Source organism: Candidatus Methylolitoribacter marinus (assembly GCF_051853155.1).
Classification (GTDB): domain Bacteria; phylum Pseudomonadota; class Gammaproteobacteria; order Burkholderiales; family Methylophilaceae; genus BACL14.
Map to the genome: position 1 here is coordinate 548,075 of NZ_CP124221.1, position 12,215 is coordinate 560,289.

13 protein-coding genes are annotated in these 12,215 nt (G+C 34.4%); 12 read left to right on the forward strand and 1 reads right to left on the reverse strand.

What is annotated here, in order from left to right; all coding sequences use genetic code 11:
* Positions 1–39: 39 nt before the first annotated feature.
* Genes ndk through der form a run of 9 tightly spaced genes read left to right on the forward strand, consistent with a single transcriptional unit; the run spans position 40 to position 8,904 of the window.
* Positions 40–444, forward strand: a complete 405-nt coding sequence (ndk, locus tag QFA95_RS02925) for a nucleoside-diphosphate kinase (protein ID WP_486463341.1) — start codon at positions 40–42, stop codon at positions 442–444.
* A gap of 5 nt (positions 445–449) precedes the next feature.
* Complete coding sequence (gene rlmN / locus QFA95_RS02930; RefSeq protein WP_486463342.1) at positions 450–1,538, forward strand: dual-specificity RNA methyltransferase RlmN; 1,089 nt, start codon at positions 450–452, stop codon at positions 1,536–1,538.
* A 3-nt stretch (positions 1,539–1,541) separates the two neighbouring features.
* Positions 1,542–2,744 (forward strand): flavodoxin-dependent (E)-4-hydroxy-3-methylbut-2-enyl-diphosphate synthase, encoded by a 1,203-nt coding sequence (ispG, locus tag QFA95_RS02935; RefSeq protein ID WP_486463443.1) that lies wholly within the window; start codon positions 1,542–1,544, stop codon positions 2,742–2,744.
* Positions 2,745–4,010 carry a histidine--tRNA ligase gene (gene hisS, locus QFA95_RS02940; protein ID WP_486463343.1) on the forward strand — a complete coding sequence of 422 codons (1,266 nt, stop codon included), beginning with the start codon at positions 2,745–2,747 and terminating at the stop codon, positions 4,008–4,010. It begins immediately after the preceding gene.
* A complete protein-coding gene (locus tag QFA95_RS02945) occupies positions 4,000–4,842 on the forward strand; it encodes an ABC transporter ATP-binding protein (RefSeq protein ID WP_486463444.1) in 843 nt (280 codons plus the stop codon). The genes hisS and QFA95_RS02945 overlap by 11 nt, the downstream gene beginning before the upstream one ends.
* Positions 4,843–5,625: an ATP-binding cassette domain-containing protein gene (locus QFA95_RS02950; RefSeq protein ID WP_486463344.1), complete on the forward strand. Its 783-nt coding sequence runs from the start codon at positions 4,843–4,845 to the stop codon at positions 5,623–5,625.
* Positions 5,626–5,641: 16 nt separating this feature from the next.
* Positions 5,642–6,268 (forward strand): YfgM family protein, encoded by a 627-nt coding sequence (locus QFA95_RS02955; protein WP_486463345.1) that lies wholly within the window; start codon positions 5,642–5,644, stop codon positions 6,266–6,268.
* Positions 6,269–6,290: 22 nt separating this feature from the next.
* On the forward strand, positions 6,291–7,508 hold the full coding sequence (locus QFA95_RS02960; RefSeq protein ID WP_486463346.1) for an outer membrane protein assembly factor BamB family protein: 1,218 nt from the start codon (positions 6,291–6,293) through the stop codon (positions 7,506–7,508).
* The gene (gene der / locus QFA95_RS02965) at positions 7,501–8,904 is read left to right on the forward strand and encodes a ribosome biogenesis GTPase Der (RefSeq protein ID WP_486463347.1); all 1,404 of its coding nucleotides are present in this window, start codon (positions 7,501–7,503) and stop codon (positions 8,902–8,904) included. Before QFA95_RS02960 ends, der begins: the two co-directional genes overlap by 8 nt.
* Here der and QFA95_RS02970 read toward each other — a convergent pair.
* Positions 8,901–9,707, reverse strand: coding sequence for an outer membrane protein assembly factor BamD (locus QFA95_RS02970; protein WP_486463348.1), 807 nt, complete (start codon positions 9,705–9,707; stop codon positions 8,901–8,903). The genes der and QFA95_RS02970 overlap by 4 nt on opposite strands.
* Between QFA95_RS02970 and rluD the strand changes: the two genes are divergently transcribed.
* From rluD to QFA95_RS02985, 3 genes are read left to right on the forward strand one after another with little or no spacing between them, the layout of a single operon-like run.
* The gene (gene rluD / locus QFA95_RS02975) at positions 9,706–10,746 is read left to right on the forward strand and encodes a 23S rRNA pseudouridine(1911/1915/1917) synthase RluD (RefSeq protein ID WP_486463349.1); all 1,041 of its coding nucleotides are present in this window, start codon (positions 9,706–9,708) and stop codon (positions 10,744–10,746) included. The two genes, QFA95_RS02970 and rluD, sit on opposite strands and share 2 nt — an antisense overlap.
* Positions 10,736–11,422, forward strand: a complete 687-nt coding sequence (locus QFA95_RS02980) for a purine nucleoside phosphorylase YfiH/LACC1 family protein (protein ID WP_486463350.1) — start codon at positions 10,736–10,738, stop codon at positions 11,420–11,422. The genes rluD and QFA95_RS02980 overlap by 11 nt, the downstream gene beginning before the upstream one ends.
* A gap of 32 nt (positions 11,423–11,454) precedes the next feature.
* Positions 11,455–12,213, forward strand: coding sequence for a ZIP family metal transporter (locus QFA95_RS02985; RefSeq protein WP_486463351.1), 759 nt, complete (start codon positions 11,455–11,457; stop codon positions 12,211–12,213).
* The last annotated feature ends 2 nt before the right edge of the window (positions 12,214–12,215 follow it).

Genomic DNA, 12,215 nt, shown 5'->3' on the forward strand with positions numbered 1-12,215 from the left:
GTTATTTTAACGCTCTTTTAAGATCATTTGGAGATATTCATGGCAGTAGAACAAACATTATCAATTATCAAACCGGATGCGGTGGCAAAAAATGTTATTGGAAAAATATACAGTCGTTTTGAGGATAGCGGTTTAAAAATTATCCACGCCAAAATGGCACACCTAAGCACAGAACAGGCACAAGGATTTTATGCAGTGCATAAAGACCGTCCTTTCTTTAATGATCTAGTGGCTTTTATGACCTCAGGCCCAGTGATGATTCAGGTATTAGAAGGCGACAATGCGGTGCTCAAAAACCGTGAATTAATGGGCGCCACAAACCCTCAAGAAGCTGCACCTGGAACCATCCGCGCTGAATTTGCTGAAAGTATTGATGCAAATGCTGTGCATGGATCTGATTCATTAGAAAATGCTAAAATTGAAATTGAATATTTCTTTGGCTAATTTTTTTGATTAACTTACTTGATATTGATTTAAAAACTTTTCAAGATCAAATTGCAAAATCTGGTCATCAACCTTTTCGAGCCAATCAGCTGTGGCGTTGGCTCTTTAAGGAAGAGCAAACTGATTTTGCAAAAATGACTGATCTTGCCAAAGAATTCCGCTTATTTCTTGCTAACAATTATCAGCTCAATTTCCCAAAAATTAACTTCGATCATATTTCCAAGGATGGAACGCGTAAATGGTTATTTGATATGGGCTCAGATAACGCGATTGAAACGGTTTTTATTCCAGAGAAAAATAGAGGAACTCTTTGTATCTCATCACAAGTCGGTTGTGCTCTTGAATGCACGTTCTGCTCAACTGGACGCCAAGGGTTTAATCGCAATCTCTCCCAGGCTGAAATTATTGGCCAGCTGTGGCTAGCAAATCATTTGCTGTCGGATGATTACGATACAAGTGAACATAAACCAGTAACCAATGTCGTAATGATGGGTATGGGCGAGCCACTAGCAAACTATGATCAGGTGGTTTCTTCTTTAAAAATTATGTTGGATGATAAGGCTTATGGTTTAAGTAGAAGAAGAGTCACAGTCTCTACCAGTGGTTTAGTGCCGGCAATAGACAAATTGAAATATGATTGCCCTGTGTCTTTAGCCATTTCGTTGCATGCACCAAATAATCAAATTAGAGACGAAATTGTTCCTATCAATAGGAAGTACCCCATTGAGGTTTTACTAGACTCTTGTCAAAGCTATCTTGAAGAAGCGCCACGTGATTTTATTACGATGGAATATGTCATGTTAAAAGATGTGAATGACCAAGATCAACATGCAAAGGAATTGGTTGAGTTAGTAAAATATACACCCTGTAAATTTAATTTAATCCCATTCAATCCTTTTCCTAAGAGTGGGTATGAATCTTCCAGTAGGGAGCGGATATTAAGTTTTCAGAAAATTTTAATGGACAGTGGTATTGTCACAACTATCCGTAAAACCCGAGGTGATGATATTGATGCCGCCTGTGGTCAGTTGGCTGGGGATGTAAAAGATAAAACAAAACGGACGTTGCGATTAATTCAAGAGGGAAAAAAATAGTTGATCAAAAAAAATAGATTAATTGTAAAAGTTGGTGACATTCATATCGGAGGTCATCACCCTGTGGTTATTCAATCCATGACCAATACCGATACAGAAAATGTAGAGGCGACGGTTGAGCAAATTTTAGAGTTATGGAGGGCTGGTTCTGAAATAGTTCGTATTACTGTGAATACTGAGGCGGCTGCTCAAGCAACAGTAAAAATTAAAGAAAAGTTGTTAAGTCTTGATTGTAATGTGCCACTCGTTGGAGATTTCCATTTCAATGGTCATAAACTATTGAAGCTTTATCCTGATTGTGCAAAGGCGCTTGACAAATATCGAATTAATCCAGGGAATGTAGGTAAGGGCTCAAAGCGTGAAGATCAGTTTTCACAAATGATTCAATGCGCTATTGACTATAACAAGCCCGTCCGGATTGGAGTGAATTGGGGGTCATTGGATCAAGACTTACTAGCCAAAATGATGGATGAGAATCAAAAATTAATTGAGCCAAAATCTTCCAATGATCTCATGCGGGAAGCATTGATTCAGTCTGCCTTGCTAAGTGCTGAGGCTGCAGTTAAGCAAGGATTACCAAAGGACCGAATTATTATTTCTTGTAAAACAAGTGACACACAAGATCTCATTTTTGTTTATGAGCAGCTGGCCAAGCGCTGCACTTATCCGCTGCATTTAGGGCTAACAGAGGCTGGTATGGGTACTAAGGGAGTGGTCGCTTCCAGTGCATCAATGGGTTATCTTTTGCAACAGGGCATTGGAGACACGATAAGGATATCATTAACCCCAGAACCAGGAGAAACTAGGGCTAAGGAGGTTGTTGTTGCGCAAGAGCTGCTTCAAACAATGAATCTTCGATCTTTTGTTCCTTTGGTGATAGCCTGTCCTGGGTGTGGCAGAACCACTTCAACTTTCTTTCAAGAACTGGCCAAGCAAACCCAATCATTTTTAAGAGAAAAAATGCCGGAGTGGAAAAAAAATCATCCAGGGGTAGAAAATATGAAAGTCGCTGTTATGGGCTGTGTGGTAAATGGACCAGGAGAATCTAAAATGGCTGACATTGGAATTAGCTTGCCTGGAACAGGCGAGATTCCAGTAGCACCTGTTTACCAAGATGGTGAAAAAACAGTCACTTTAAAAGGTGATAATATTGCTGATGAATTCAAAGATATTATTGAGAATTATATTAATAAGAAATATAGATAAATGAAAAATTATCAATCCATCAAAGGTTTCTATGACGTCCTGCCGGAAAAGCAAAAGTATTGGCGTTTTTTTTATGAAGCCGCTTATCAGGTGTTAGATCGTTTTGCCTATGAGGAAATTAAACTTCCAATAGTAGAAAACACGGACCTTTATATTCATAGTGTTGGCGAGCAAACAGACATCGTTGAAAAGGAAATGTATTCTTGGCAGGATAACCTCAATAATGACAAATTAACTCTACGCCCAGAGGGAACAGCGGGTTGTGTGCGGGCAGTGATTGAAAATAACTTGACTTATAACGGCCCAATTCGATTATTTTATCAAGGACCTATGTTTAGGCATGAGAATGTTCAAAAAGGACGGCAACGACAATTTAATCAATTGGGTATCGAGGCCTTTGGTTTTTCTGACCCCCTTGTAGATGCAGAAATCATTTGCTTGCTAGACTCTCTTTGGAAAACTTTAGGTTTAAAAAATATAGAACTTCAAATAAATAACATTGGAGACCCTGAAGAACGAGCCGTCTATAGAAAAGAACTGATTAAATATTTTGAATCTCATCAAGATGAGCTTGATGAAGATGCTAAACGAAGACTTCACACAAACCCGATGCGAATCTTAGATTCGAAAAATCCAAAAATGCAGGGTTTGATTGATAAGGCTCCAAAATTCTTGGATCAAAATTCTGCAGAGAGTGCAAAACACTTTGAGCAGGTGCTGCAATATCTTAACCAATGCAACATTCCTTATAAGATCAATAAAAATCTTGTGAGAGGTTTAGATTATTACAACCGAACCGTTTTTGAATTCGTTACTGGTGACCTAGGAAGTCAAGGTACTATTGCGGGTGGGGGTCGATATGATTACCTTATTCAGTCAATTAACGGTAAAGAAACTCCGGCTTTCGGAGTTGGGATTGGAATTGAGCGGATCATACTTCTGCTTGAGGAACTAAACAATAAGAATTTTGATATAACACCACAAGTATACGTCGTGTCCCTTGGGGAGAATGTCGATCACTATGCATTTGATATATCTAATCAACTGAGGAATTCAAACATTTCAGTCTGTATGAATGTTGGAAAAAATAGCTTTAAGTCGCAAATGAAAAAGGCTGATAAATCTGGTGCACAATTTGCTATCATTATTGGCGATAATGAAGTGAACAATAACAGTGTCCAAATTAAACTTTTACGACAAGAGTTGTCACAAGATGAGATTAATAAAAAAGATATTGTTAACTTTATCACTCAACATGGCAGCTAATAACATCCTTGAAATAAAAAATCTGACTGTTTTTCCAGACAAGAATAAAAAAAATATTTTAGTGAATGATGTTTCTTTTTCTCTTGAAAGAGGAAAGCTGACTTGTATAGTTGGAGAATCTGGAAGTGGCAAAAGCCTCACCGCACTTTCAATTATCAAGCTATTGTCCAGTCAACTAAAGTTTGATGGAATTATCAGTTTTGAAAACAATGATTTATCTCAATTTAATGAAAAAAAATTAAGAGAATATCGTGGCAAAGAGATATCCATGATCTTCCAAGATCCAATGACATCATTGAATCCCGTCTTTACCGTTGGGTACCAAGTCGCTGAAGCATTGCATGCTCACAATCACATGAGTAAATCAGAAGCTAGAAAAATTGTTGAGCAGACTTTTCAAGACGTTGGAATTCCACCCGATCGATATGAGAGTTATCCTGATGAGTTATCAGGCGGGCAAAGACAAAGAGTAATGATTGCTATGGCAATCATTAATAAACCTAAGCTTTTAATCGCCGACGAACCAACTACGGCGCTAGATGTGACTGTGCAAAAACAAGTTTTAAACTTAATACAAGATCTGCAAAAAAAATATCAGATGACTGTCTTATTTATTACCCATGATTTTGGTGTTGTAGAAGATATTGCAGACCAGGTGTTAGTGATGTACCAAGGTCGAATTGTCGAACAGGGTAAAGCAAACAGTATAATTCGTCATCCTAAACATCCATATACAAAAGCTCTTTTGCAGTGTATTCCTAGCATACATTCAAAAAAAGTTTTAAAACCAATTGATTACAAATGGCTTAAAACTGAAATGGAAAAATTATAAATGTATATTGATGTTCGAAATTTAAAAAAGACTTATACAAAACATACAGGTTTTTTAAATACAAAATCATTTATAGTGAATGCCTTAGATGATGTTTCTTTTTCAGTACAAAAAGGTCAGTGTTTAGCGATTGTTGGTGAATCAGGAAGTGGTAAATCAACATTGGCTAAAACAGTCATGAAGCTTCTTAGTCCTGATAGTGGCGAGATCAATTTCATGAAACAGAATATAGTGAATCTATCTTCTGATGAAACAAGAATTTTTAGAAAAAAAATACAAATGATTTTTCAGGACCCTTTTTCATCATTGAATCCTAAATTTACAATACGTCAAATCCTCTCAGAACCTTTAGAAATTCATATGATGGGCGATAAAGATGAGATTGAGAGCAAGGTGATCGAACATATCAAGTTGGTAGGTCTTTCTGAGGACGACTTATCGCGTTACCCCCATCAATTCAGTGGCGGACAGAGACAAAGAATTTGTATCGCAAGAGCATTAATTATTAAACCTGAAGTCATTGTCTGTGATGAGCCTGTTTCAGCTTTGGATGTATCAATTCAAGCACAAATTTTAGAACTGCTGAAGAAATTACAAAAAAAGTTTCAGCTCACTTATTTATTTATCACTCATGACTTAAGGGTGGTAAAATACATCGCCGACGAGGTGATTGTTTTACAAAATGGCAAGCTAGTTGAGAAAGGTTCAGTTACACACTTATTCAATAAACCTTCCACAGACTATACAAAAGCCCTTATAGAAGCAATACCTGGTTCAATTTAGTACTCAAAGGATTAATATGGCACAAGATATCGAAAACAATTCAGAACAATTTGAAAAAATCAAAGAATTCGTGCAGAGAAATAAAAAATTAATTATTGGCTTAGTTGTTGCTTTGTTAATTATTTTGATTGGTAATGATTTCTATCAATCAAAACATGAGCAAAATACGGGAGAGGCTTCGCAGTTGTTTCAAAAATTATTAATAAGTAAAACAACAGATATTGAAAATTTAAAATCAATTGCTGATGACTTAAAAGATCATTATGCTAAAACACCATATGCTGCTAGAGCGCAAATTATTTTTGTAAAAACCATTCTAAAAAATGATGCTGCTGATCAAGACGTTAAAGATCGACTTCAGTGGGTTAGTCAAAACGCGGTGGAACCTTCAATTAAAAGTTTATCGGTTTATTATCTTGGATTAATTTCATTATCCGAAGATGATCTTGAAGGCGCTAAAAACTTCTCTGAATTAATTAAAACTAAAGGTTTTGTAGGTTTTAAATTTGATTTACAAGGAGATATTGCCAAAAAAGAAGGTGATATTGATAAAGCCAAAGAATTATACGGCAAGGCAATTAGTTCTTTTTCACCACAAAGCGATTTTTCAAGAGTAATTGAATATAAACTGCAGAATCTTTAAGAGTTAAGTAGCAAACAACCTCATGAAGAATTTATTTTTTTTAATTTTGATAATCCCTATTGTTGGCTGTATTGGTCCGCTCAAGGAGCTTGAAAGCCAAATTCAGGATGTATATTTTGATGGAGTTCTTGACAACGCTCCTGAACCATTGCCTGATGATTTTGTTAATCAGGTTCAAATCAATCAACCGTGGTTAAAAGAATTCGACCTCTTGCCGGGATACGCTGAAATAGTTTTTAAAGAAGATTCGATTTTTTTTATTACCGAAGATGGAGTATTTACTAAAATTTCTCAAGACTCTGGGGAAGTGCTTTTTAGCAAAAAGATTAATACTAAAATAAAAACGGGTTTATTTGGTGGTTTAGACAACTATTTTTTCTTTACAGACCATAGAAATTTTTTAACAAAAATTGATCATAATGGTAATTTAATTTGGAGTACAAAGCTCACCAATAGCTTGAATCTCAAGCCTTTCTTTTATAAAAATCAAATCATATTGAAGTACATTAATAACAAGATTGAATCTTTTGATTCTAACAATGGCTTATCCTTATGGTCTTATGTGAGACAAAACCCACCTCTTTCAATTAATGTTCAATCTCCAATTCTAATTGTGGATGATATTTTATATTCAGGTTTTCCTGGAGGGAAGGTGGTCATCATTGAACCCGAATCAGGTAGCTTTTTAACTGAATTAACGTTGTCTAGACCGAAAGGTGTAACCGAAATTGATCGCACAAATGATGTTGCGGGAGATTTAGGTATCATTGACAATATGCTATTTGCTTCCTCTTACAACGGTGAAATTATTTCGTTTGATAGAGCCTCAGGTTCTAAATTATGGTCCCGAAAATTGAGCTCTTACCATGGCATCTCAACTGATAATGTAAATCTTTTGGTACCACATGAAAATGATTCAATCTATAATTTTGATTTAAAGTCTGGTAAGACATTATGGAAAAATAATGACCTAAGTTATAGAAAAATATCAAAACCTTTGATACTGAATGATTTCATGCTTGTTATTGATTATCTTGGAGTTCTTCACATCATCAACCTCAGTGAGGGAGAAAGAGTGGGTGTGTATAAATTTGGAAAAGACCTTCAGGAATTAATTGATTTCGGGGAAACGATGAGTGTTCAAAATTCATTAAATACGACGAAAATGTATAAATTTGAAGATTTTGCATATATCTTATTAAATCATCAAAAAATTATTAAAATTCAAATCAATGAGTAATGTAGCTATAGTTGGAAGACCTAATGTTGGAAAATCTAGTCTTTTTAATAAATTAACCAAATCAAAAAAAGCAATCGTTTCAGAATTTGAGGGATTGACTAGAGATCGACAGGTAAGCAAAACAATTATTGATAATTTTTCCTATGAAATAATTGATTCAGGTGGACTTAATTTTTCAAACAACAAAAGTACTTTAGATTCACAAATACTCAACCAAACAAACCTTGCCACAGATGAAGCAGATCTTGTTCTATTTGTAGTCGACTATAAGTCTGGACTTTTGCCTGATGATCAAGTGATATCAAAATTATTAAGAAAAAAAAATAAAGATATTTGCTTGGTCATCAATAAAGTAGATGGTGTTTCTGATGAAACTGCAAAGCTTGACTTCATGAAACTTGGGTATCAACAAGTAATCTGTACTTCTGTGAGCCATAACTATGGCATTGACTCAATTATTGAATTTATTGCTCATAAATTAGATGGTATCCCCGTTGAGCCAAGTGAAATAAATGACAATTTTAAAATAGCTATCTTAGGAAAACCGAATGCAGGGAAATCGACTTTAATTAATTCATTAATTGGCTCCGATCGACTTATAGCGAGTAATTTGCCTGGTACGACAATTGATTCGATTGAAATTGAATTTGAATTAAATTCAGATAAATATATTCTTGTTGATACTGCAGGAATCAGAAGGAAAGGGAAGGTAACTTCCAAGGAAGAAAAATTTGCACTATTAAAGTCTCTTGAAAGCGCAAAGAACGCTAATTTCATTTTACTGATTATTGACTCCTCAGTTGGCATAACCTCTCAGGATCAAGCACTTATTTCTGAATGCTTGAAGTCGTTTAAACCTTTATTACTTTTATTTAATAAATGGGATTTGCTGAATCAATATGAAAAAGATAGATTTAATAGTGATTTAGAACAATTTAATCTAAATTTTGGTTTTATTGACAACATAAAGATTTCTGCTGAAAAGAAAACAAATCTATCTAAAATTTTTAAAAATATAAAAGAGATTCGAGAACATTTATCTAAAGAGTATAAAACATCGATTTTAAATAAGCTTTTAGAAGACGCCCTTATCAATCATCCTCCTTCAATTAGTAAAGGAATAAGACCTAAATTAAAATTCATGAGCTTTGTTTCCAAGTCTCCATTATCTTTTAAAATCCATGGAAATCATTTAGAGGGTTTAGCTCCTTCGTATAAAAAGTACTTAGATAATTACTTTAGAAAAGCACTGTCCTTGCAGTCTATCCCTTTAAGAATGATTTTTGAGGCATCAGATAATCCATATGCTTATAAAGCGAAAAGAGTTAGCACAGGATTGGTCACAAGAAGAAAAATAAAAAATCAGTTAAGAAAAAAACTATCTAGTAAAAATTAATCTGCTAAGCTTTCCCAAAATTTCCACCATGTTTTTGTACCTTCATTAACATCCAATGTTAATTGATTATTTGGATAGTTGTGATCAATAACTTTCTTAGTGGCCACTTCGAGATCTTTTAACTTTAGCTCTTTATAGGCGATATACTGAATGACCAAAGATTCTTCAACATGAATACTTTCAGGATAGCTTGTGTACACATTTTTTGCTCGATTCAGTGCCGCCACATAAGCCTTACGCTTCATATAATATCTTGCAACATGAAGATCGTATTCAGCGATTTTATTCATCAAATACGTCATTCTATCAGTTGAGTCTTGACTGTATTTTGAGTCTGGAAATTTCTTAACCAGCTCACTGAAAGCATCAAACGCTTGTTTAAGATTATTTACATCCCTGTCACTAATATCTTGCATGGTCAGCTTATTAATAATACCTCTTTCCTGATAAAGATTTAAACCTTTAAGGTAGTAAGCATAGTCCATAGATGGGTGACTGGGGTACAAGGTTACAAATTGGTTAACAGTTGATGTGCTAAGTTCCTTTTGCCCAAATTTGTAATAAGCATAGGCAAGATTTAATCTAGCGGACGGTATAAGCTTATTATCTGGATATCGCTTAATAAGCTTTTCAAGAAAGTCTATGCTTTTTCTGAAATCTCGTTGATCCTTTAATCCTTCAGCTTTATCATATATCCATTCAGGACTTTGGCCAGTGGTTTCATCAAATTCAGTAGGCTCCCCAAAAATAAAACAACCTGTCAGAAATATTGAGGAAACAAATAAGGTAAGATATCGAATCATGACTAAAATTGATGTTAATAAAAAACTTATCATACCTGCAACTTTTTTTGGGTCAAGGTTAGATGCGGTTTTATCAAACTTACTTCCTGAGTTCTCCAGATCAAAAATTCAATCTATGATTAAAAATGATTTTATTTTTCTCAATGGTTTAAACGTCTCACAAAATTATAAGGTTGTTGGGGGTGAGGAAATTATGATCAATGGTGTCATTGAAGATGAAATTGATGTTGTAGCGCAAAATATTCCATTAGAAATTATTTATGAAGATGACGATATTTTGGTTTTAAATAAACCAAGCAATTTTGTAGTGCACCCTGGTTCAGGAAATACAAACGGAACCTTGCTTAATGGTTTAATTCATTACAACAAGAATCTTGAGAAACTTCCTAGAGGAGGGATTGTTCATAGGCTTGATAAAGATACGACGGGGTTGATGGTTGTTGCCAAAAATGAGGAATCACAAAATAATTTGATCAATCAATTACAAAGTAAAGCTGTTTATCGAGAATACAGAGCGATAGTATGGGGACAAATTTGGCAAAATAAGGTAATCAACAAGCCAATTGGTAGACATCCCAGGCAAAGAACAAAAATGGCTGTTACTAAAGTGAATGGTAAAAGTGCAGAAACTAGTTTTGAAGTACTTGAAAGGTTTAATTATCATACTTACGTCAGGTGTCTTTTGAAGACTGGAAGAACACATCAAATCCGTGTCCACATGCTAGATAATAATTCCCCAATAGTTGGAGACAAAGATTATGGATTAAAGAAGATAATCCCGACAAAAAAAATGAGTGATGATTTACTTAACGCAATTAAAATATTTGATAGACAAGCCCTGCACGCCATTTCACTAGGATTGATTCACCCGAAAACTAACAAGGAGATGAAGTGGACGATTGATCTTCCAGAAGACATGAAGGAGCTTTTGTCTTTAATAAGGAAAGATTCAATTGAAAACGATTTTGGACCTACAGACCATTTTCTTCAACAAGATTTTGAGTTAAATGATGATTTAACTTTTGATGATGAAAGGTAGAATAAAAGTTGACTGGGAGTTACCAGTTCATGTTCGAGCTTTTCAATCAGAGGCTAGTTTCAAAATTTATACCAACTCCACATATGTTCAATCTAAAGATTTGTTTGAATTCACTAATCGACAATTTTCATTAGTTAATCAGGTTCATTCAAACAAAGTTTGCCAAATTTATAGCAATGATCATCATCTTACTTGCGATGCAATTTTTACCTATGAACCAAATGTTATTGTGGCAGTTAGAACAGCAGACTGCATACCTGTTTTACTTTCAAATAAAAAAGGTTCTTTTGTTGCAGCAATTCATTGTGGCTGGAGGGGTCTTTCAACAGGTATTATTCATGAAACACTAAAAAGGATTAAAACAAATTGTGAGGAAGTTGTTGCATGGATAGGGCCTGGTATTTCACAAAAATACTTTGAAACTGATCGGGATGTCTATGATTTATTTATGAAGAAATATAATTTTCTTGGGAAGTATTTCAGATACCAGAATAATAAGTTTAATGTCGACTTAGTTGGAATTACAGTCTCATTATTAAAATTTCATGGTGTTCAAAATATATATGGTAATTCTATAAGTCAAAATTATTGTACTTTTAGGGACAATTTTTTGTTTTCTCATCGTCAAAATAAAACACCATTTAGATTGATTTCTCTGGCATGGATTAATGCTTAATTCTTTAAATTAATGACGTATAATCCCACTTTATGAATTTATTGATCATTATTGCTGTTTGTTTTTTTGGCTCTGTTTTAAGTCTTATGCTTGCGTATTTATTTAGCAAACTTAAGATGGTTAATTATGCGGATTATTTTGTTAGCCTTGCTGTTGGTACTTTGTTAGGGGCAGCTTTTCTAGAGATCATTCCTCATGCCTATGAGCTATCGGGCGACTTACATCAAATCTCCCTAATTGTTTTAATTGGTATTCTCGTGTTTTTTATTTTAGAGAAATTGTTAGTTTGGAGGCATTGTCATGGATCGCATTGTGAGAATCATTCCCCAGTGGTGAATCATGATGTAAAAAAAGGAAGTATCTTGATTATCGGAGATTGTTTTCATAATTTCATTGATGGTATATTGATTGCCAGTGCATTTATTGTCGACATTAATCTAGGCTTAATCACTGCTCTTGCAATTATTGTGCATGAAATTCCTCAAGAAATTAGTAATTTTTCAATATTAATTAATTCTGGTTATAGTTTATCCAGGACCCTTATGATGAATATTATTACTGGTTGTGCAATGATTATTGGTGCTATCCTTGCCTATTTTGTTTTGAACGACCTTGAAGAATTAATTCCAATTATCTTATCTCTTGCTGCATCAAGTATGATTTATGTTGCTATTTCTGATCTTATTCCATCGCTGCATAAAAAAGTGCAAATCATGCAAACACTTCAACAAACTTTCTCTATTTTATTTGGAGTTTTAATTATTTATTTTCTTCATTCACTCATTCATTAAGT